The sequence below is a fragment of the Agrococcus sp. BE272 genome, assembly GCF_031457935.1.
Classification (GTDB): domain Bacteria; phylum Actinomycetota; class Actinomycetes; order Actinomycetales; family Microbacteriaceae; genus Agrococcus; species Agrococcus sediminis.
The window spans coordinates 980,933-1,001,257 of sequence record NZ_JAVDXL010000001.1 but is presented as its reverse complement, the minus strand read 5'-3'; the positions used below and the strand labels follow the sequence as shown (position 1 = coordinate 1,001,257).

At 70.7% G+C, this 20,325-nt stretch carries 18 protein-coding genes and 2 tRNA genes; 6 read left to right on the top strand and 14 right to left on the bottom strand.

Annotated elements, in window-relative coordinates; genetic code table 11:
* Positions 1-68 precede the first annotated feature (68 nt).
* The 14 genes from J2X49_RS04870 to dnaA all read right to left on the bottom strand — a co-directional run bounded on the left by J2X49_RS04870 (position 69) and on the right by dnaA (position 16,204).
* The gene (locus tag J2X49_RS04870; protein ID WP_310123217.1) at positions 69-1,460 is read right to left on the bottom strand and encodes a threonine/serine exporter family protein; all 1,392 of its coding nucleotides are present in this window, start codon (positions 1,458-1,460) and stop codon (positions 69-71) included.
* Positions 1,461-1,756: 296 nt separating this feature from the next.
* Positions 1,757-1,829: transfer RNA gene (locus J2X49_RS04865), tRNA-Ala, on the bottom strand.
* 29 nt (positions 1,830-1,858) lie between these two features.
* Positions 1,859-1,935: transfer RNA gene (locus J2X49_RS04860), tRNA-Ile, on the bottom strand.
* 75 nt (positions 1,936-2,010) lie between these two features.
* Positions 2,011-2,418, bottom strand: a complete 408-nt coding sequence (locus J2X49_RS04855; protein ID WP_128190578.1) for a DUF3566 domain-containing protein — start codon at positions 2,416-2,418, stop codon at positions 2,011-2,013.
* Positions 2,415-5,063 (bottom strand): DNA gyrase subunit A, encoded by a 2,649-nt coding sequence (gyrA, locus tag J2X49_RS04850; RefSeq protein ID WP_310123212.1) that lies wholly within the window; start codon positions 5,061-5,063, stop codon positions 2,415-2,417. Before gyrA ends, J2X49_RS04855 begins: the two co-directional genes overlap by 4 nt.
* Positions 5,064-5,079: 16 nt before the next feature.
* The gene (gene gyrB / locus J2X49_RS04845; RefSeq protein WP_310123210.1) at positions 5,080-7,107 is read right to left on the bottom strand and encodes a DNA topoisomerase (ATP-hydrolyzing) subunit B; all 2,028 of its coding nucleotides are present in this window, start codon (positions 7,105-7,107) and stop codon (positions 5,080-5,082) included.
* Between the two features lie 263 nt (positions 7,108-7,370).
* Complete coding sequence (locus tag J2X49_RS04840; protein WP_128189631.1) at positions 7,371-8,276, bottom strand: NAD(P)-dependent oxidoreductase; 906 nt, start codon at positions 8,274-8,276, stop codon at positions 7,371-7,373.
* 52 nt (positions 8,277-8,328) lie between these two features.
* Positions 8,329-9,732 (bottom strand): four-carbon acid sugar kinase family protein, encoded by a 1,404-nt coding sequence (locus J2X49_RS04835; protein ID WP_310123203.1) that lies wholly within the window; start codon positions 9,730-9,732, stop codon positions 8,329-8,331.
* A 120-nt stretch (positions 9,733-9,852) separates the two neighbouring features.
* On the bottom strand, positions 9,853-10,551 hold the full coding sequence (locus J2X49_RS04830; protein ID WP_128189633.1) for a FadR/GntR family transcriptional regulator: 699 nt from the start codon (positions 10,549-10,551) through the stop codon (positions 9,853-9,855).
* 67 nt (positions 10,552-10,618) lie between these two features.
* A complete protein-coding gene (locus J2X49_RS04825) occupies positions 10,619-11,113 on the bottom strand; it encodes a DUF721 domain-containing protein (RefSeq protein WP_128189634.1) in 495 nt (164 codons plus the stop codon).
* Positions 11,106-12,200, bottom strand: a complete 1,095-nt coding sequence (gene recF, locus J2X49_RS04820) for a DNA replication/repair protein RecF (RefSeq protein WP_310123198.1) — start codon at positions 12,198-12,200, stop codon at positions 11,106-11,108. Before recF ends, J2X49_RS04825 begins: the two co-directional genes overlap by 8 nt.
* The gene (gene gnd, locus J2X49_RS04815; RefSeq protein ID WP_310123195.1) at positions 12,201-13,082 is read right to left on the bottom strand and encodes a phosphogluconate dehydrogenase (NAD(+)-dependent, decarboxylating); all 882 of its coding nucleotides are present in this window, start codon (positions 13,080-13,082) and stop codon (positions 12,201-12,203) included. It abuts the gene before it with no gap.
* Between the two features lie 29 nt (positions 13,083-13,111).
* Positions 13,112-14,254 (bottom strand): DNA polymerase III subunit beta, encoded by a 1,143-nt coding sequence (gene dnaN, locus J2X49_RS04810; RefSeq protein ID WP_128189637.1) that lies wholly within the window; start codon positions 14,252-14,254, stop codon positions 13,112-13,114.
* Positions 14,255-14,794: 540 nt separating this feature from the next.
* On the bottom strand, positions 14,795-16,204 hold the full coding sequence (gene dnaA / locus J2X49_RS04805) for a chromosomal replication initiator protein DnaA (protein WP_310123191.1): 1,410 nt from the start codon (positions 16,202-16,204) through the stop codon (positions 14,795-14,797).
* A 334-nt stretch (positions 16,205-16,538) separates the two neighbouring features.
* Here dnaA and rpmH point away from each other — a divergent pair, with 334 nt between their 5' ends.
* Genes rpmH through rsmG form a run of 6 tightly spaced genes read left to right on the top strand, consistent with a single transcriptional unit; the run spans position 16,539 to position 19,412 of the window.
* Positions 16,539-16,676 (top strand): 50S ribosomal protein L34, encoded by a 138-nt coding sequence (gene rpmH, locus J2X49_RS04800; protein ID WP_071299798.1) that lies wholly within the window; start codon positions 16,539-16,541, stop codon positions 16,674-16,676.
* A gap of 8 nt (positions 16,677-16,684) precedes the next feature.
* Entirely contained in the window at positions 16,685-17,011 is a 327-nt protein-coding gene (gene rnpA / locus J2X49_RS04795; protein WP_146354605.1) for a ribonuclease P protein component, read from the top strand.
* Positions 17,008-17,310 carry a membrane protein insertion efficiency factor YidD gene (yidD, locus tag J2X49_RS04790; protein ID WP_128189640.1) on the top strand — a complete coding sequence of 101 codons (303 nt, stop codon included), beginning with the start codon at positions 17,008-17,010 and terminating at the stop codon, positions 17,308-17,310. The genes rnpA and yidD overlap by 4 nt, the downstream gene beginning before the upstream one ends.
* A 4-nt stretch (positions 17,311-17,314) precedes the next feature.
* Complete coding sequence (gene yidC, locus J2X49_RS04785) at positions 17,315-18,274, top strand: membrane protein insertase YidC (protein ID WP_310123180.1); 960 nt, start codon at positions 17,315-17,317, stop codon at positions 18,272-18,274.
* A 1-nt stretch (position 18,275) separates the two neighbouring features.
* Positions 18,276-18,758, top strand: coding sequence for a R3H domain-containing nucleic acid-binding protein (locus tag J2X49_RS04780; protein ID WP_310123177.1), 483 nt, complete (start codon positions 18,276-18,278; stop codon positions 18,756-18,758).
* Positions 18,759-18,761: 3 nt separating this feature from the next.
* Complete coding sequence (gene rsmG / locus J2X49_RS04775; protein ID WP_310123174.1) at positions 18,762-19,412, top strand: 16S rRNA (guanine(527)-N(7))-methyltransferase RsmG; 651 nt, start codon at positions 18,762-18,764, stop codon at positions 19,410-19,412.
* The last annotated feature ends 913 nt before the right edge of the window (positions 19,413-20,325 follow it).

Sequence of the window (20,325 nt, the reverse complement as noted above, 5' to 3'; positions counted from 1 at the left end):
CCCCGCTGCGGCAGGCGCCGGCAGCAGCCGCTCCCACCGTAGCCGGGGGGCCTGCGCGCGCGCCCGGATCAGCGGGCGCGGCCCCTGCCGCGCATCACGCTCTCGACCGTGTCGCGGAAGGGCGCGCCGAGGAAGAGCCCGAGCGACGCGCCGGAGGCGAGGGCGATGCCGATCGCGCCGGCGCCGATGAGGGTCGCGAAGCCGATGATGAGGCTCGTGGGCGAGCCGTCGGTCTCGACGAGCTCGAGCAGGCCGCGGAAGACCGCGTACCCGGGCACGAGCGGCACGATCGCGGCGGTGGTGACGGCGATCGACGGCACGTGGAGGCGGTGGGCGATGAGGATGCCGACGAAGCTCGCGATGAGCGCGCCGAGGCCGCTCGCGACGGCGACGTCGAGCCCGCCCGCCGTGCCGGCCGAGTAGCCGAGCCAGGCGATCGTGCCGAGCACGGCGCTCACGAGCGTCGTGCGCAGGCCGGCGCCGTTCATGACCGCGACCGCGATCGCGATGATCACCGCGCCGCTGAACTGCAGCGGCAGGGTGCCGAGCGCGGGGGCGTCGCTCGTCAGCACGAAGCCCGCGCCGAGCGAGCTCGCGAGCGAGAGGCCGCCGAGGATGCCGAGCACGACGCCGAGCGTGGCCATGACGAGCTCGAGGATGCGCCCGCCGGCGGTGAGCGCGAAGCCGTCGATCGCGTCCTGGGCGGCGCCGACCACCGAGAGCCCGGCGAGCATGAGGACGATGCCGGCCGCGACGATGATCGACGGCCGCACGCCCTCGAGCATCGGCACGCCGAGCTCCGACAGCGCGCCGGTCGCGGCGGCCGCCGCCGTGACGACCAGCGCGCCGACCATCTGCGAGAAGAAGAACGGCACGCGGAGCCTCGCCATGCCGCGCTGGGCGACCGCGGCGGCGCACGACGCGAGGAAGGCGATCGCGGCGATGAGCCACGACGCCCCGAACAGCACGCACACGCCGACCGCGAGCATCCCCTGCGCGAGCACGACGAACGTGGGCCGGTACATGAAGGGCGTGCGACGGATCGCGTGGAAGCGGGAGCGGGCCTGCTCGAGCTCGAGGCCGTGCTCGATCTCGACGACGAGCGCCTGCAGGCGCTGCAGCTTGGCGTGGTCGGGCACCGGCGCGCGCACGACCCGCAGCAGCGTGATCGGCAGGTCGTCGTGGTTGCGGTGGTACGAGACGCCGATCGAGTTGTAGGTGACGTCGACGTGCACCGGCTTGATGCCGAGCGCCGCGGCGACGCGGGCGGTGGCGAGCGTGACGTCGTTGGCGGATGCGCCGACGGCCGTGAGCGCCTCGGCGATCCGCATCGCGAGGTCGATGACCTTCCGCGCGTGCACCTCGTCGATCGTGAGGAGCGCCTCGGTCATGGGTCGCGATGCCGGGTCGGTGCGGATCGCGCGCGCGATGCGCTGCCGCCAGTCCTTCCGCTCGTCCATCGCCTCCATCCTCGCATCCGCCCGCCGCCCCCTCCCACTTGGTCGAGGAGCGCGCCGCCGCAGGCGGCACGCGTCACGAGACCACCCGCCGTCCCCGCCTGGTCGAGGACCGCGTCGCGCCAACCCCCTTGGTCGAGGAGCGCGCCGCCGCAGGCGGCACGCGTCACGAGACCACCTGCACCTCCGCGACTGTCCACAAGCACTCGCTCTGCATCGACCGAAGCGGGGGAGAGGAAGAGGGCGGCGGGGGCGCGGGGCCGGAGACGACGAGAGCCCCGCCGGAGCGGGGCTGATCGTGGAGCCTGGGAGAATCGAACTCCCGACATCCTGCTTGCAAAGCAGGCGCTCTACCAACTGAGCTAAGGCCCCGTGGCCGTGACGGCCGTGGGAGTCGTGCGTGGTGGGGCTACATGGACTCGAACCATGGACCTCTTCGTTATCAGCGAAGCGCTCTAACCGCCTGAGCTATAGCCCCGAGCACAAGCATCGACTCTACCAGACCCGCAGGGCCCGCAGGACCCGGTCGGGTCGATGCCCGCGACGAGCCGGCCTACTGGTTGGCGAAGCCGACCTGCAGGCCGCCCGTGAGGCGCACCGACAGGTTGTAGAGCACGGCGATGACCGCGCCCAGCACCGTGATGACGACGAAGTTCAGCACCGCGACGAGCAGCGTGAACATCATCACCTGCGGCAGCGACAGCAGCGACGTGATCGCGAAGTCGGGGTCGGCGAGGATGTCGCGCATCACCTCGTCGACCTTGCCGAACAGGCCGACGATCTGCAGCAGCGTCCACACCACGAAGGTGACGACGAGCTGCACGATGCCGAGCACGAGGCCCAGCACGGCCGACACCTTCATCGCCGACCAGAAGTCGATGTGCACGAGCCGCAGGCGCACCTGCTTGCTCGATCCGCTGCGGCGAGGCGACTTGCTCTGCAGCTTCTCGGCGATGCTCATTCGTCGGTCTCCTCGGTGACGTCGTCCGTGCGGTCGGCGTCTGCCGGGTCCGTGGCGTCCACGATAGCGCCCTCCGCCTCCGCGGCCGCGGTCGACGCCTCGGCGGCGGATGCGTCGGCGGCGGCCGTCGGGGCGGCCTCGGCGACCTCCTCCTCGACGTCGCGCTCGACGTTGCGGGCGATCGAGATCACCAGGTCGGTGGCCGACTTCTCGGCGAACTGCACGCCCATCGTGGTGCGGCCCCGTGCCTCGACCTCGTCGACGCTCGAGCGGATGACCTTGCCGGAGGTGCGGATGAGCAGCAGCTCGTCGCCGTCGTGCACGATCGTCGCGCCGACGAGCGTGCCGCGGTCGTGGTCGCCGGAGGCGAAGGTGAGCACGCCCTGCGTGCCGCGGCCCTTCGTCGGGTAGTCGGCGACCTTCGTCTTCTTGCCGAAGCCCTGCTCGGTGACGACGAAGACGTAGCCCTCCTCGCCGATCACCATGGCGGCGAGCGCCTGGTCGTCGTCGCGCAGGCGGATGCCGCGCACGCCGCCGGTGGCGCGGCCCATGGGCCGCAGCGCCTCGTCGGTGGCGGCGAAGCGGGCCGCGCGGCCGAGCGTCGTCACCACGAGGATCTCGTCGTCGGAGTTCGCGAGCATCGCCGAGATGAGGCGGTCGTCGTCGGCGAGGTTGATCGCGATGATGCCGCCGGTGCGGTTCGTGTCGTACAGCTCGAGGCGCGTCTTCTTCACCTGCCCCTGCTGCGTCGCGAGCACGAGGTACTCGGCCTGCTGGTAGTCGCGCAGCGTGAGCACCGTCTGCACCTGCTCGTCGGGCTGGAACGCGAGCAGGTTGGCGACGTGCTGCCCCTTCGCGTCGCGGCCGGCCTCGGCGATCTCGTACGCCTTCATCCGGTAGACGCGTCCGCGGTTCGTGAAGAACAGCATCCAGTCGTGCGTCGAGTTGACGCTGAAGTGCTCGACGACGTCGTCGCTGCGCAGCTGCGCGCCGCGCACGCCCTTGCCGCCGCGGTGCTGCGCGCGGTACTGGTCGATGCGGGTGCGCTTGATGTAGCCGCCGGTCGTGAGGCTCACCACGACCTGCTCCTCGGGGATGAGGTCCTCCATCGACACGTCGCCGTCGTAGCCGTGCATGATCTCGGTGCGGCGGTCGTCGCCGAACTTCGCGACGATCTCGGTGAGCTCGTCGACGATGATCGAGCGCTGGCGCTCGGGCTTGGCGAGGATGTCGCGGAAGTCGGTGATCTGGCGCTCGAGCTCGTCGGCCTCGTCGTGGATCTTCTGGCGCTCGAGCGCGGCGAGCCGGCGCAGCTGCAGCTCGAGGATGGCGTCGGCCTGCCGCTTGTCGATCTCGAGCAGCTCCATGAGTCCCGTGCGCGCCTCGTCGGGCGTCGGCGAGCGGCGGATGAGCGCGATCACGTCGTCGAGCGCGTCGAGCGCCTTGAGGTAGCCGCGCAGGATGTGCATGCGGTCCTCGGCCTTGGCGAGGCGGAACTGCGTGCGACGCACGATGACCTCGACCTGGTGGTCGGCCCAGTGCGTGATGAAGCCGTCGATCGGCAGCGTGCGCGGCACGCCGTCGACGATCGCGAGCATGTTCGCGCCGAAGTTCTCCTGCAGCTGCGTGTGCTTGTAGAGGTTGTTGAGCACGACCTTCGCGACCGCGTCGCGCTTGAGCGTGATGACGAGGCGCTGGCCGGTGCGGCCCGAGGTCTGGTCCTCGAGGTTCGCGATGCCCTGCAGCTTGCCGTCCTTCACGAGGTCGGCGATGCGCACCGCGAGGCGGTCGGGGTTCACCTGGTACGGCAGCTCGGTGACGACGAGCGCGGTGCGGCCCTGGACCTCCTCGACCGTGACGACCGCGCGCATCGTGATCGAGCCGCGACCGGTGCGGTACGCCTCCTGGATGCCGCGGGTGCCGAGGATCTGCGCGCCCGTCGGGAAGTCGGGGCCGTGGATGCGCGCGACGAGCGCCGCTTGCAGCTCCTCCCTCGACGCATCCGGGTGCTCGAGGTGCCAGATCGCGCCGTCGGCGACCTCGCGGAGGTTGTGGGGCGGGATGTTCGTGGCCATGCCGACGGCGATGCCGACCGAACCGTTGACGAGCAGGTTGGGGAACCGGGCGGGCAGGACGGACGGCTCCTGCGTGCGGCCGTCGTAGTTGTCCTGGAAGTCGACGGTGTCCTCGTCGATGTCGCGCACCATCTCCATGGCGAGCTGCGACATCTTCGTCTCGGTGTACCGGGGGGCGGCCGCCTCGTCGTCGCCGGCGGAGCCGAAGTTGCCCTGGCCGAGCGCGAGCGGGTAGCGGAGGCTCCAGGGCTGCACGAGGCGCACGAGCGCGTCGTAGATGGCCGAGTCGCCGTGCGGGTGGAACTGCCCCATGACGTCGCCGACGACGCGCGAGCACTTCGAGAACGCCTTGTCGGGGCGGTAGCCGCCGTCGTACATCGCGTAGAGCACGCGGCGGTGCACCGGCTTCAGGCCGTCGCGCACCTCGGGCAGCGCGCGCCCGACGATGACGCTCATCGCGTAGTCGAGGTACGACCGCTGCATCTCGAGCTGCAGGTCGACCTGCTCGATCGCGCCGTGGTTGGGGGCGTCGCGGTCGAAGGGCTCGGCGGTGGGGGTCTCGTCAGTCATCGTCGGTCTCCGAGGCTCAGATGTCGAGGAAGCGCACGTCGCGCGCGTTCTTCTGGATGAAGGTGCGGCGGGCCTCGACGTCCTCGCCCATCAGGGTCGAGAAGATCGCGTCGGCCACGGCGGCGTCGTCGAGCGTCACCTGCTTGAGCGTGCGGGTGGCCGGGTCCATCGTGGTCTCCCACAGCTCGGAGTAGTTCATCTCGCCGAGGCCCTTGTAGCGCTGCACGCCGTTGTCCTTGGGGATGCGCTTGCCCGAGGCCGAGCCGGCGGCGAGCAGCTCGTCGCGCTCCCGGTCGGTGTAGGCGTACTCGTGCTCGGCGTTCGTCCACTTCAGCTTGTAGAGCGGCGGGGCGGCGAGGTACACGTAGCCCATGTCGATGAGCGGCCGCATGTAGCGGAACAGCAGCGTCAGCAGCAGCGTGGTGATGTGCTGGCCGTCGACGTCGGCATCGGCCATCAGCACGATCTTGTGGTACCTGGCCTTGCCGGGGTCGAAGTCCTCGCCGAGGCCCGCGCCGAAGGCGGTGATCATCGACTGGATCTCGGCGTTGCCGAGCGCGCGGTCGAGGCGCGCCTTCTCGACGTTGAGCACCTTGCCGCGCAGCGGCAGGATCGCCTGCGTGTAGGGGTCGCGGCCCTGCACGGCCGAGCCGCCGGCCGAGTTGCCCTCGACGAGGAAGATCTCCGAGATGATCGGGTCCTTCGACTGGCAGTCCTTCAGCTTGCCGGGCATGCCGCCCGACTCGAGCAGGCCCTTGCGGCGGGTCTGCTCGCGCGCCTTGCGCGCGGCGATGCGCGCGGTCGAGGCCTGGATGGCCTTCCGCACGATCTCCTTCGCCGACGCCGGGTTCGACTCGAACCAGTGGCCGAGCTCCTCGCCGGTGACGCGCTGCACGAACGACTTCGCCTCGGTGTTGCCGAGCTTCGTCTTCGTCTGGCCCTCGAACTGCGGCTCGCCGAGCTTCACCGAGACGATCGCGGTCAGGCCCTCGCGCACATCCTCGCCCGAGAGGTTCTCGTCCTTCTCCTTGAGCTGGTTCGTCTGCCGCGCGTAGCGGTTGACGAGCGTGGTGAGCGCCGCGCGGAAGCCCTCCTCGTGGGTGCCGCCCTCGTGCGTGTTGATCGTGTTCGCGTAGGTGTAGACCGCCTCCTGGTAGGAGCCCGTCCACTGCATGGCGATCTCGACGGAGATGCGCCGCTCGGTGTCCTCGGCCTCGAAGTCGATGATCTCCGGGTGCACCGGCTCCGACTTCTTCGACTCGTTGAGGTAGGCGACGTAGTCCTTGAGGCCCTGCTCGTAGAGGTACTCGTCCGAGCGCTGCACGGGCTCGGCGCTGTCGTCGCCGCCCGGCTGCTCGAGCGCCTCGGGGCGGAGGTCCTCGAGCGCGATGCGCAGGCCCTTGTTGAGGAACGCCATCTGCTGGAAGCGCTTCGCGAGCGTCTCGTAGTCGAACTCGACGGTCTCGAAGATGTCGGCGCTCGGCCAGAAGGTGACGGTCGTGCCGGTCTCGTCGGTCGCCTCGCCGGTCTGCAGCGGGCCCTCGGGCTCGCCGACCGCGAACGACTGCCGGTGCACGTGCCCCTGCCGCTTGATCTCGACCTCGAGCCGCGACGAGAGCGCGTTCACGACCGAGGAGCCGACGCCGTGCAGGCCGCCGGAGACCGCGTAGCCGCCGCCGCCGAACTTGCCGCCGGCGTGCAGCACGGTGAGCACGACCTCGACCGTCGACTTCGACGGGTCGGAGGAGTGCGGGTCGACGGGGATGCCGCGGCCGTTGTCGGCGACGCGCACGCCGCCGTCGGGGAGGATCGTCACGTCGATGCTGTCGCAGTGGCCGGCGAGCGCCTCGTCGACCGCGTTGTCGACGATCTCGTAGACCAGGTGGTGGAGGCCGCGCGGCCCGGTCGAGCCGATGTACATGCCGGGGCGCTTCCGCACCGCCTCGAGGCCCTCGAGGATCTGGATCTGGTCGGCGCCGTAGTCGCCCTGCTCACGCCCCTTGGACGTCAGGTCCTGCGCCGGTCCACCGTGCTCGTTCGCCATCGTTCTCCGCGTCCGCCTTCCGCGCAGCCACGGGGGCCGCGCAACCCTCCGATTCTACCCCGCGAGGCGGTGGAGCCGGTGCCGAACGCGCCTCTGAGCGCCGATCCGTCAGTCTGAGGACAGAACACACCGGCGTTCTCGCGTTCTGAGGCCCAGGATGCGTCCGCGGGCCTGCGCGGGCCGGTTCGGCACGGAGGTGGATACCCCGCCGGAACGACGACGGGCCCGGCGCCCTCCGGCACCGGACCCGAGCGACGCATCCGTCAGGCCGCGTCGCCGCGCCTCGTGGGCGCCACCACGCGGATGACCGCGGAGTCGTCGAGCTCGCCGAGGCCCTGCGCCTCGCCGAGCAGGAACAGCTGCTCGGCGGCGGCGGCGACGGGCGCCGCCAGGTGGTGCGCGCGGGCCGCCGCGCCCACGATCCCCATGTCCTTCACGAAGATGTCGAGGCGGCTCAGCACCTCGGCGCCGCCCTCGTCGTAGGCCTGCAGCGCCCGCGGGCCGCGGTTGCCGAGCATGAACGAGCCTGCCGCGCCGGCGGTGAGCGCCTCGAGGGTGCGCTCGCGGTCGAGGCCGAGCGCGTCGGCGAGCGCGAGCGCCTCGGCGGCGGCCGCGATGTGCACGCCGCACAGCAGCTGGTTGACGGTCTTGAGCGCCTGGCCGTCGCCGGGCCGGTCTCCCACGATCGACAGCGTCGACGACAGCTGCTCGAGCACCGGGCGCGCGGTCTCGAGTGCTGCCGGCTCGGCGCCGACGACGATGAGCAGGTCGCCGTCGCCGGCCCGCACGGGTCCGCCGGAGAGCGGCGCGTCCACGAGGTGCGCACCGGAGGACGCGAGCCGGTCGGCGATCTCGGCGATGCCGTCGGTGCCCACTGTGCTCGTGAGCACGACGGCCGCCCCCTCGGCGAGGTGGTCGGCGAGGCCCGAGTCGCCGAAGAGCAGCTCGCGCAGCTGCTCGCCCGTGCGCACCGCGACGAGCACGACCTGGGCGCCGGCGACCGCCTCCGCGGCGGACGATGCGGGTGCGACGCCCTGCTCGGCGGCGAGCTCGACGCGCTGCTCGGCGATGTCGAACCCTCGGACGTCGAAGCGCTGCGCGAGCCGCGCGGCCATGGGCAGGCCCATGGCGCCGAGGCCGATGACGGCGACGGTGCTGGTGCTGGTCATTGCTGTTCCGTTCTGCGATGCGTGCGGGAGGAGGAGTGCGGTCGGGCGTCGGTCAGTCGGCGAGCGTGCGGACCACGCGCGCGAGCGATGCGGTCTCGCCGACGTTGCCGGCGAAGACGACGTAGGGGATGCCGACGGCGGGGCCGACCTGCGGCTGCCAGAGCGAGACGATGCCGGGCAGCATCGGGCCGACGACCTGGGCCCGGCGGATCTGCAGCGCCTCGGATGCGACGTCGCTCGAGGTGATGCCGCCCTTCGCGATGACGAAGCGCGGCGGCGCGAGCTCGAGCACGCGGGCGACGAGCTCGACGAGGCCGGAGGAGACGCGGCGGGCGATCTCGAGGCTCTCCTCGCCGTCGCGGCCGGTGACGAGCTCGCGGCTCGTGTGCACGATGACCGAGCCCGACGCGATGGCGCGGGCCACCGCATCCGCCTGCTCCTCGAGGTGCTGCTCGCGCCGGTCGTCGATGAGCGCGCGCACGTCGAGCTCGACCGTGGCGGTGCCGGGCCGGTCGGCGAGCAGCGCGTCGAGCTGCGCGGTGGTGAGCGGCACATGGCTGCCGACCACTACGAGCCCGCCGCGCTCGTGGGCGAAGTCGATGCGGTCGGCGGTGACGGGCTCGGCGATCTCCTGGCCGATGTGCGCGCGGAGGTACGGCGGGCCGATGCGCAGCAGCGCCGTGACGCCCTCGCGGTCGAGCGCGTGGAGCGCGAGCGCGACCTGGCGCATGTCGTGCTCGTCGACCGCGTCGACGACGACGACCGCGCCGACGGGCAGGGCGCGGAGGAACGACACGACCGCGTCGGTGCCGGCGCGGATGATGCCGAGCGTGAGCGCGGCGACGTCGTCGCGGCGGATGCGGCCGTCGGTCTTCTCCTCCACCCAGTCGCGCAGGTCGGAGGAGCGGTAGCCGAAGGTGGCGTCGGCCGCGAACGGCGTCTCGCCCACCGGCGTCGCCTCGCCGTCGACGACCCAGTAGTGCACGGCGTCGACCGTGATGCGGCCGGAGTCGGGGAAGGCCGGCACGAGCACGGTCAGGTGCGGCGCCGCTCCCCCGTGCTCGGCGGCCGCGGCGCGCAGCACATCGGTCTCGAGCGGGAAGTGGCCGCGCAGGGTCGAGTCGCTGCGGCTCACGAACGAGACCCGCAGGCCCGCGCGCTCGGCGGCGGCGATCGCGACGGCGACGACCTCGCGGTTGCGGCGCGCGGCGTCGTCCTCGCTGAGCGAGCGCGTGTTCGTCAGCACGTAGACCGCCGGGGCGCCCTGCGCGAGCGCCCAGTCGAGGTCGTCGGCCTCCCAGCGCGTGAGCACCGGCAGCCCGGCGACCGACTGGGTGCCGGTGGGGTCGTCGTCGAGGACGACGAGCACGAGGTCGTCACTGCGGGCGGCGGCGACGTCGGCTGCCGGGATCGAGAGCGGGGCCGGCAGCTCAGCCAGCAGGTCGTCGATGTGCACGTGAACTCCCTCGTCCGCGGGATCGGCGCGACGGCATGCGCAGATCAGATATCAGACATGGTTGGGGACGACGGCGCGCCGTGTCAACTCCGGCCCGGAGTGTCGGAGGCCGGCCGTCGGTCAGTCGAGGACGAGCGAGAGCAGGTCGTCGCGCGTCTGCACCATGTGGCTCGCCATCGCCTCGCGCGCCGCCGACGGCACACCGGCGCGGATCGCTTCGAGCACCTTGCGGTGCTCGTCGATCGCGTGCTGCCGGATCTCGGGCACCTGGCTCGTCTCGGCACGCGTCTCGGTGAGCATCGAGGTGAGCGGCAGGAGCGCCGCGACGAGGATGCGGTTGTCGGCCGCGTGCAGCACGACGTCGTGGAACTCGAGGTCGGCGGCGACGAAGGCGTCGAGCTCGCCCGCCTCGTGGTGCTGCTCCATGCGCGCGAGCGCGTCCTCGAGCTCGGCCAGGTGCGCGCCCGTGCGGCGCTCGGCAGCGAGCTGCGCGGCGCCGCTCTCGATCATCATGCGCACCTCGAGCAGCTCGAGCGACGACGTGCGGCGCTGGCCGGCGCTGCGCGCGTGCCGCACCACCGCATCCATGCCGGTCCACTCCGACACCGGCGCGATGCGGTGCCGGCTGCCCGGCACCTGCACGATGACGCCCTGCGCCTGCAGCAGCCGCACGGCCTCGCGCATCGTGAGCCGCGAGACGCCGAACTCGGTCGCCAGCTGCCCCTCCGGCGGGAGCCGCTCGCCCGCGGTGAGCCGGCCGGCGATGATCGCGTCGAGCAGCTGGTCGACGGCGTCGTGGGTGCGCGATGGCCGTGGCATGCGAGTCCTTCCCCGGATCAGGTGTCAGACAGCGTATCCCGACGGCCCCGGGGATCCCGCGAGCGGGCTATCCCCAGGTGTCGCGCGGGCCGCGCCCTGGCACCGACCGGCGGCCGCGCGAGAAGCTCGGCAGGTCGGGCCCGATGAAGCGCACCGACTCGAGGCCGCACTCGGGGAAGCGGGCGAGGATGCGCGTGGTCGTCTCCGCGCGCAGGATCCGCATCTGCATGGTCCAGGCGGTCGACGCGCACCGCACCGTCAGCACGCCGTCCTCGAAGGAGACCGGCTCGGTGCGGCCGGCGTTCTCCTCCCCCACGAGCTCCGGCCAGTGGGCCATCACGTCGGCGCGCGCGAGCGTCGCCGTCCAGCCGCGGTCGGCGGCGAAGCCGCCCAGCACGTCGCCGAGCGCGTGCGGGTCGCGGCCCTTGCCGAACGGCACCGACGCATCGGGGTCCCGGCGCGAGCGGCGGCGGCCGTCGCGCGAGACGAGCTCGGGGTCGCCGAACTTGGCCTTGAGCCGCAGCCACACACGCTCCGGCTCGCTCTGCGCGAGCTCACGCATCCTCGACCACCGTGCCCCGGTCGATGCGGATGCGGTGGTGGCGGAGCGCCTCGGGCACGTCGTCCTCGACGGCGGCGGTGATGAGCACCTGCTCGAAGCCGCCGGCCGCCTCGGCGAGGCGCTGCCGCCGGCCCGCGTCGAGCTCGGCGAAGACGTCGTCGAGGATCATCACCGGGTCGCCGCCCGAGCCGTCGCGCAGCAGCTCGGCCGACGCGAGGCGCAGCGCGAGGGCGAACGACCACGACTCGCCGTGGCTCGCGTAGTGGCGGGCGAGCAGGTCGTTGAGCTGCAGCTCGAGGTCGTCGCGGTGCGGCCCCACGAGGCTCACGCCGCGGTCGAGCTCGTCGCGGCGCCGCTCGGCGAGCAGCGCGTGGAACGCGTCGGCCGAGTCGGGCACGTTGGTGACGAGCGCGATGCGCGCCTCGTGCTCGTCCCCGGCGACGAGCCGGTAGGCGGCGTCGACGTGCGGGGCGAGGTCGGCGACGAGCGCCTGCCGGGTGCGCAGCACCTCGAGGCCGAGCTCGACGAGCCGGCCGTCCCACACCTCGAGCGTCGAGAGGTCGTCGGGGCGCAGCCGTGCGGCGCGGGCGCTCTTCAGCAGGGAGTTGCGCTGCTTGAGCACCCGGTCGAGGTCGCTGTGCACGCCGGCGAGGCGCGGCGCGCGCATGACCGAGAGCTCGTCGAGGAAGCGCCGGCGCCCGGCGGGATCGGCGCGCACGAGCTGCAGGTCCTCGGGGCTGAAGAGCACCGCCTGCAGGTAGCGGGGCAGGTCGCGGATGCGCACCGACTGCCCGTTGGCCTGCGCGCGGTTGGCGCCTCGGGCGTTGAGCTCGACATCGAGCTGGAAGCTGCGCTCGTCGTTCGTCACCGTGCAGCGCACGATCGCGCGCTGCTCGCCCGCCCGGATGAGGGCCACGTCGGTCGGGACCCGGTGGCTCGAGCCGGTCGCGATCCACACGAGCGACTCCACCATGTTGGTCTTGCCCTGGCCGTTGCGGCCGACCAGCAGGTTGGCGCCGGGCTCGAAGGCGACATCCGCCGCCTCGTAGTTGCGGAAGTCGGTCAGCGCGAGACGGCTGACGCGCACCTAGGCCTTCTTGACCGAGTGGCCGCCGAACTGGTTGCGGAGCGCGGCGACCGCCTTCATGGCGGGGCTGTCGTCCTGGCGGGACTCGAAGCGCGCGAAGAGCGACGCGGCGATGGCGGGCATCGGCACCGCGTTCGCGATCGCCTCCTCCACCGTCCAGCGGCCCTCGCCCGAGTCGTCGACGTAGCCCTCGATCTCGGAGAGGTCGTCGTCCTCGTCGAGCGCGCGCACCATGAGGTCGAGCAGCCACGAGCGCACGACCGTGCCGCGCTGCCACGCCTTGAAGCTGCCGGCGACGTCGTGCACGAGCTCCTTGCGCTCGAGCAGCTCGAAGCCCTCGGCGTAGGCCTGCATGAGGCCGTACTCGATCCCGTTGTGCACCATCTTCACGTAGTGGCCCGCGCCCGTGGGGCCGGCGTGCACGAAGCCCTCCTCGCGCGGGCCCTCGGGCCGCAGCGCGTCGAAGACCGGCATGAGCTCCTCGACGTCGGCCCGCTCGCCGCCGACCATGAGGCCGTAGCCGTTCTCGAGCCCCCAGATGCCGCCCGAGACGCCGACGTCGACGAAGCGCACGCCGCGCTCGGCGAGCTGCGCGGCATGCCGCTCGTCCTCCGTGAAGCGGGAGTTGCCGCCATCGATGACGAGGTCGCCCGCGGACAGCTTCTCGCCCAGCTCGGTGACCACCGCATCCGTGATGTCGCCCGCGGGCACCATGGCCCACACGATGCGCGGCGTCGGGAGCGCCGCGATCAGCTCGTCGACGGTCGCGACGTCGGTGACCTCGGGGTTGCGGTCGTAGCCGGTCACCTCGATGCCGGCGGCGCGCAGGCGGGTGCGCATGTTGCCGCCCATCTTGCCGAGTCCGATCAGGCCGATGTGCATGATGACGCTCCCTCGTCCGGCGGTGCCGGTCAGCGCAGCAGCAGGTTGGGCTGCAGCAGGTACTTGAAGTCGGTCGCCTCGGCGTCGTCGCGCGACGTCTGGCCGCGGATGAGCATGGGGCCGGGCTTGTTCGTGTTCTCGGAGTGCGTGAACGAGACGCGCACGAACTCGGAGTGCGTCGCCTGGATGCCGTCGATCAGCAGCTGCGGCTTGATCGAGAGCACGATGTCGTCGCCCTCGAGCACCGCGTCGATCGTCTCGGTCGCCTGCGCCTGCTCGGAGCCGATCGCCTCGAGCTGCACCTGCCCCTCGCTGAACGTGTAGCGGATCGCCGCCTCGGCGTCGAGCACGAGCTGCACGCGGCGCGTGGCGTCGACGAGCTCGGAGGTGCTGACCACGGCGTGGTGGTCGGTCTGCTCGGGGAACAGTCGGCGCACCGGCGGATAGTTGCCCTTGATGAGCAGGCTCGTGACGGTGCGGTCGGCGGTCGAGAAGGCGATCTGCTGCCGCTCCCCCGCCTCGCTCATGGTGATCTCGATGCGCTCGGCGCCGCCGAACGTGCGGCCGACCTCGACGAGGGTGCGGGCGGGGACGAGCGACGTGATCGCCTCGGTCGCGTCGCCGGCGTCCCACTGGATCGAGCGCACCGAGACGCGGTAGCGGTCGGTCGCGATGAGCGTGAGCGTGTGGTCGGTCGCCTCGAGCTGCACACCCGTGATGACGGGCGTGACGTCCTCGCGAGATGCCGAGATGGCGACCTGCGAGATCGCCTCGGCGAAGGCCTTGCCCTCGACGACGCCCGTGCGGCCCTCGACCGTCGGCACGGTCGGGTACTCCTCGAGCGGCATCTTGGCGAGCGAGAACTGCGCGTTGCCGCAGCGCACCGTCACCTTGGTGCCGTCATCCTCGACGCGCACCTCGCGCTGCGGCAGCTTCGCGGCGATGTCGCTCAGCAGCCGGCCGGAGACGAGCACGACGCCCTCGCCCTCGACATCCGCCGACACCGTGGTGCGGGCGGAGGACTCGAAGTCGAAGGACGAGAAGACGACGCCCTCGGAGGTGGACTCGATGCGCACGCCGCTGAGGATCGGCATCGTGGGCCGCTGCGGGAGCAGCTTCACGGCGAACGACACGGCATCGCTGAAGACATCGCGATTGATGACGAACTTCACTGGGAGTCCTCCTTGGGCGCCGGCGGCGCTGCGAGACGGTCCGAGCTGCAGGGAGCGCACGGCGCTGTCGATTCTGGCACAGGCTCGAGATCGCGGTTCCTGTCGTCTGCAGGCACCGGCCGCTCATGGTTGGCGACTCGCCGGATCCTCTTCTCATGAACCCTGTCATTCATAACCGCTGTGCAACCTGTGGATCCTTCACGTCCTCGCGGCTCGATGGGCGGGAACTACAACCGTGCAAGATGTTGAGCCGCTGTGGGCGCCGATGTGCGATCGGTGGACGACGACGGATGCGCCCAGGGGCGCCGTCCACAGGACCGGGCCGATCTGTCCACAGGCGCGCCGAGCGCGTCCACACCCGCATCACATGAAGTGCACGTTGAGGGTTGCGGCCGCAGCGCACAAGGCCGAGGGCCTTGCGCGCGGAGGCCGCAAGGTCGAGGAGCGCGCGGCGAAGCCGCCCGCGTCACGAGACCTCACTGCTGCAACAGGCAGCAGTCTCATGAGCCCAGAGCAGAGTCTCAGACCCCGAAGAGCCCCCTACGCCCCAGCCCGCTGCCGGATCCGCGAGGTGAGCTCCGTCACCTGCGTGTAGACCGAGCGGCGCTCCTGCATGAGCTTCTCGATCTTCTTGTTCGCGTACATCACGGTGGTGTGGTCGCGGTTGCCGAACAGCTGCCCGATCTTCGGCAGCGACATGCTCGTCATCTCGCGGCACAGGTACATGGCGATCTGGCGCGCCAGCGCGATGGTCTGCGAGCGGGAGGAGCCGTGCAGGTCGTCGACGCTGAGCCGGAAGTACGCGGCGGTGTGGCTGATGATGTCGCTCGGGGACACCACCGCCTCCTCGTCGAAGGAGAAGAGGTCCTTCAGCACCGTCTGCGCGAGGTCCATCGTCACGGGCAGCCGGTTGAGGCTCGCGAACGCGGTGACGCGGATGAGGGTGCCCTCGAGCTCGCGGATGTTCGACTGCACCTTGTCGGCGATGACCGACAGCACCTCGGCGGGGATCTGGATCCGCTCCGCCTCCGCCTTCTTGCGCAGGATCGCGATCCTGGTCTCGACGTCGGGCACCGTCACGTCGGTGATGAGGCCCCACTCGAAGCGGCTCACCATGCGCTCCTCGAAGCCCTGGAGGTGCTTCGGCGCGACATCCGAGGTGATGACGACCTGCTTGTTGTGGTCGTGCAGCGTGTTGAAGGTGTGGAAGAACGCCTCCTGCGTCGACTCCTTGCCCTTCAGGAACTGGATGTCGTCGATGAGCAGCACGTCGACGTCGCGGTAGCGCTGCTGGAACGACTGGTTGAGATTGTTGGCGATCGAGTTGATGAAGTCGTTCGTGAACTCCTCGCTCGACACGTACCGGACGCGGATGCCCGGGTACATGCCCTCGGCGTAGTGGCCGATGGCGTGGAGCAGGTGCGTCTTGCCGAGGCCGGAGTCGCCGTAGATGAACAGCGGGTTGTAGGCCTTGGCCGGCGTCTCGGCGACGGCGAGGGCCGCGGCATGCGCGAAGCGGTTCGAGCCGCCGATGACGAAGTTGTCGAAGACGTACTTGGGGTTGAGGCGCGAGTCGCCGCGACGCGACGACATCTCGGACGGCTCCCGCTCGTAGTTCGCGACGGGAGCGACGACCGGCTCGGCGGCGGGGTCGTCGATGACGTCCGGGAGGGGCTCCTCGTGCTCGAGCTGCGGGTTCACGACGATCTTGAACGACGAGATCTCCACAGCGTTGTCCACAAGCGCCTCGGTGATCGGGAGGCGGAGGCGCTGCTCGAGCATGTCGCGCGTGAGATCGTTCGGCACCTCGAGGTAGAGGTCGCCGCCCATCACGCCCTGCGGCTCGACGAGGTCGAGGAATCCGCGCAACGACGGGGGAATCCGGGCATCGCCGACAAGGGTCGACAGAACGGAGGACCAGAGCTGTCCGGTGCGTTCGTCCGGGGCCATCGGGATGCGGTTCCTTCGCGTGGGATCGTTGGTGCGGATGCGATTCCACACCATTATCCACAGGTGCTGTGCACGAGTCGTCCGCGGGCTGCGGTGCTCCCCGGGCACCTGCCGCGGCGCGGATTCATAGAGTCTGCACGCATAGCGGACGCCGTGCAAGTCCCATCGCAGCGCGGGCGGCGTGGCGGGAAACGCGGGCCGGCGCCGTTGACCGGGAGCCGCTCCTCGCGTATGGTTGTCAGGTTGCCGCACGAGTCTGCGGCACATCGTCGAGCCCGACGGCTCGACCGCCACGACTTGCGGCGCGCACGCGCCGGACACCGGGAGATCCATCATGAGCAAGCGCACGTTCCAGCCGAACAACCGCCGCCGCGCCAAGAAGCACGGCTTCCGCCTCCGCATGCGCACCCGCGCGGGCCGCGCCATCCTGGCCGCCCGCCGCGCCAAGGGGCGCACCGAGCTCTCGGCGTAGCGCTCGAGGTGCTCGCGAAGGCGAACCGGATCGTGCGCGGCGACGACTTCCGTCGCATCGTGCGCTCTGGTCGCCGCGCGGGCTGCCAGGTCGCGGTGGTGCACCGTGCGAAGCCCGAAGCGGCAGTCAGCCGCTTCGGGTTCATCGTGTCCAAGCAGGTGGGCAACGCGGTGGTGCGCAACCGGGTGCGCCGACGGCTGAGCGAGATCGTGCGTGCCGAGCTGCCGGCGATCGAGCAGGCCGACATCGTCATCCGGGCCCTGCCTGCCGCCGCCGATGCCGACTTCGCTAGACTGAGGGCCGACATCGTGCCGCTGCTGGTGCGTCGGTCATGAGTCGGAGCCTCCAGAGGCTGAGGCTGCTGCCCCGCAACATCTGCGTCGCGATCCTCGTCGCCTACCGCGCGGTGATCTCACCGCTCTACGGCGACGTGTGCCGCTACTACCCCAGCTGCTCGAGCTACACCCTGCAGGCCATCCAGCAGCACGGGGTCGTGCGCGGCATCTGGTTGGGCGCTCGACGCATCCTCCGCTGCCACCCGTGGGCGGCCGGCGGGGTTGACGACATCCCAGAGCCGCACCCGCGGCTCGCAACGACTCGGGCGGGGTTCGTCCTCGCTCACAAGGAGCAGTGACAGCTTGGACATCTTCGCCCTGCTGATGTGGCCCATCAAGTGGGTCATCGAGGCGATCCTGGTCGGATTCCACACGCTCGTGACCGCGCTCGGCGGCGACCCGGGGTCCGGCCTCACGTGGGTGCTGTCGATCGTCGGGCTCGTGCTGGTCATCCGCAGCGCGATGATCCCGCTGACGGTGCGGCAGATCGTGTCGTCGCGCAAGTCGCTCGAGATCCAGCCCGAGATCCAGCGCATCCAGAAGAAGTACAAGGGCAAGAAGGATCAGTTCTCGCGCGAGGCGATGCAGCGCGAGACGATGGAGGCCTACCGCAAGGCGGGCACGAACCCGTTCGCCTCGTGCCTGCCCCTGCTCATCCAGATGCCGATCTTCCTCGGCCTGGTGCAGGTGCTCACCGACGCCAACAACCGCATGCCGGGCGTGGGGCTCCTGACCGAGGACCTCGCGACGCTCTTCAGCGAGTCGACGCTCTTCGGCGTCGTGCCGCTGCACGAGACGATGGCCGGGGGCTTCGCGACCGGCGACATCGCCGTGATCGTGACCGCCATCGTGCTGACGGCGATCATGTGCGCGACGCAGTTCTACACGCAGCTGCAGATCATGACGAAGAACCAGACTCCTGCGATGAAGGAGTCCCCGATGTACAAGCAGCAGCGGATCCTGCTGTACATCATCCCCGTCTTCCTGCTCGTGTCGGCCTGGCTCTTCCCGCTCGGCACGATGTTCTACTGGCTCGTCTCCAACATCTACACGCTCGTGCAGCAGCTCATCATCATCAACAAGCTGCCGACGCCCGGCTCCGAGGCCGCGCTCGCCCGCGAGGCGCGCCTCGCCCGCAAGCGCCAGCGGATGGGCCTGCCGCCGATCGACGAGGCGACCGCGGCTGAGGAGCCGTCGGTCGAGCTGAAGACCCAGCGGCAGCAGCCGCGCGCGAAGCGGCCGAAGTCGCGCCGAGAGGACTGACATGACGGAGCAGGGTGCGGCCGTGGAGGCCGACGACCAGGTCGACGAGGGCGAGATCGCCGCCGACTACATCGAGGGCCTCCTCGACATCGCCGATCTCGACGGCGACATCGAGATCGAGCAGAGCGAGACGCGCACGACGATCGTCGTCGGCGAGGCCGGCGACGACTTCGGCCAGCTGTCGCGCCCAGAGGTCGTCGCGGCGCTCCAGGAGCTCACCCGGCTCGCGGTGCAGCAGCAGACGGGCGAGTTCTCGAGGCTCGTGCTCGACGTCGCGGGCTCGCGGGATGCGCGCGCGGAGCAGCTGCAGCGCGTCGTGGATGCGGCCGCTGCGAAGATCTCGGATGGCGTCGACCGCGTCGCGCTCGAGCCGATGTCGTCGTACGAGCGGAAGCTGGTGCACGACCTGGTGCGCGAGCACGGGCTCACGAGCGAGTCCGAGGGCGAGGGCGCGGACCGGCACATCGTCGTGCTGCCGGCGTGACCGATGGCTGACGCCACTCCCCCGCTGCCGGAGGTCGAGCCCGCCGTCGCGGCGGCCGTCTTCGGCGATCGCATCGAGCTCGCCCGCTCGTACACCGACTCGCTCGCCCGGAACGGCGAGACGCTCGGCCTGATCGGCCCTCGCGAGCTGCCTCAGCTGTGGACTCGACATATCCTCAACTCTGCGCTGCTCGCTCCGCTGCTGCGCGGCCGCGTCGGCGACGTCGGCTCCGGCGCGGGCCTGCCCGGTCTTGTGCTGGCGATCGCGCGGCCCGATGTCGAGCTGACGCTCATCGAGCCGATGGAGCGGCGCACCGACTGGCTGCAGGCCGAGGTCGACCGCATGGGGCTCGGCAACGTCACCGTGCTCCGCGCCCGCGCCGAGGAGCTACCCGGGAGCGGGCGCCTCGCGCCGCTCGACCAGGTGACTGCGCGGGCGGTCTCGGCGCTGCGCACGCTGATCCCGCTCACCGCTCCCCTGGTGCGCAGCGGAGGGCAGCTGCTGCTGCTGAAGGGCAGCCGCGCGCAGGACGAGATCGCTGCGGCGCAGAAGGCGATCCGCAAGCACCGACTGCACGACGTCGAGGTGCTCGAGCTCGGCGCTGACGTCGGCGTCGACGTCACGCGCGTCATCCGTGCCACCGTCGACCCTTAGGACGGGACCCGCGGCTGAGGGATCGTGGTCCCGCTGTGGCGGACTGCAGCGTGCCGCTGCAGCGGTTCGCTGACTGTGCTCGAGGCCAATCCGGCGGGTGGTGAACCAGGTGGCGTACGCGTCCAACGACTGATGTGGCCGGATCGTGGAGATCGCGCGGCTAGTTCGACGGACGTACGCGCGGAAGCATCCTGCCGTGCTTGCCAGCCGGCTCTGCTCGCACATACCGCCGCTGACAGGTGTTTCACGTGGAACAGTGCAATCTCAGCGTCGAGCCCGAGCTGTCGTGTTTCACGTGAAACGTCGTCGATGAGCCACGCAACTGCGGTCCGCGGGCGGGCTCGCAGCTGCGTGGCGGTGGGCGACCTCGCTGCCCGAGGCGTAGGTCGCTCGACCTGACAGCGCGTGTTCCACGTGAAACACGCTGGCCCGTTGCGATCTCGGTCCCGAGAGTTGGCATTGCGTCTGTGGCTTCCCTTCAGCCTGCGCAGATCGCTCGTGGCCGTCCGGAGGGCTATACGACGACAGGCTGGGACGAGTGGTTCTGCTCCGCTACGCGGCCACCCGCCCGGGAAGCTGTACGTCGCAATGTTTCACGTGCAACATCGTTGCCGCGATGCTGGCGGGTTCGCTGTCAGGTGACGGAATGACGGCGACTACGTGCGCCGTGTCGAGGCGCGTCGATGTATGGCGTCGTGGAACGATGAACTGACAGCCCTCCGACGGTGCGTCTGCCATGTTCCACGTGAAACATCACCGGATGTGAGCTGTGCCGGACTGAATCGGACACGCAATTCGCATGGTGACATGCTTCCAGCAGACCGAAATCGCGCCGAGTCGAGGCAGTGTGGAGTCTCGATGGCTGTGGAGAACTGTGGAGAACCGTGAGCGGCACCAAGTCCTGCGTGGGTGC

Excerpts from the sequence above, each read along its gene's own strand:
- J2X49_RS04870 (WP_310123217.1), bottom strand. The coding sequence starts at position 1,460 with ATGGACGAGCGGAAGGACTGGCGGCAGCGCATCGCGCGCGCGATCCGC.
- J2X49_RS04855 (WP_128190578.1), bottom strand. The coding sequence starts at position 2,418 with ATGAGCATCGCCGAGAAGCTGCAGAGCAAGTCGCCTCGCCGCAGCGGA.
- gyrA (WP_310123212.1), bottom strand. The coding sequence starts at position 5,063 with ATGACTGACGAGACCCCCACCGCCGAGCCCTTCGACCGCGACGCCCCC.
- gyrB (WP_310123210.1), bottom strand. The coding sequence starts at position 7,107 with ATGGCGAACGAGCACGGTGGACCGGCGCAGGACCTGACGTCCAAGGGG.
- J2X49_RS04840 (WP_128189631.1), bottom strand. The coding sequence starts at position 8,276 with ATGACCAGCACCAGCACCGTCGCCGTCATCGGCCTCGGCGCCATGGGC.
- J2X49_RS04830 (WP_128189633.1), bottom strand. The coding sequence starts at position 10,551 with ATGCCACGGCCATCGCGCACCCACGACGCCGTCGACCAGCTGCTCGAC.
- J2X49_RS04825 (WP_128189634.1), bottom strand. The coding sequence starts at position 11,113 with ATGCGTGAGCTCGCGCAGAGCGAGCCGGAGCGTGTGTGGCTGCGGCTC.
- gnd (WP_310123195.1), bottom strand. The coding sequence starts at position 13,082 with ATGCACATCGGCCTGATCGGACTCGGCAAGATGGGCGGCAACATGCGC.
- dnaA (WP_310123191.1), bottom strand. The coding sequence starts at position 16,204 with ATGGCCCCGGACGAACGCACCGGACAGCTCTGGTCCTCCGTTCTGTCG.
- rpmH (WP_071299798.1), top strand. The coding sequence starts at position 16,539 with ATGAGCAAGCGCACGTTCCAGCCGAACAACCGCCGCCGCGCCAAGAAG.
- yidD (WP_128189640.1), top strand. The coding sequence starts at position 17,008 with ATGAGTCGGAGCCTCCAGAGGCTGAGGCTGCTGCCCCGCAACATCTGC.
- J2X49_RS04780 (WP_310123177.1), top strand. The coding sequence starts at position 18,276 with ATGACGGAGCAGGGTGCGGCCGTGGAGGCCGACGACCAGGTCGACGAG.
- rsmG (WP_310123174.1), top strand. The coding sequence starts at position 18,762 with ATGGCTGACGCCACTCCCCCGCTGCCGGAGGTCGAGCCCGCCGTCGCG.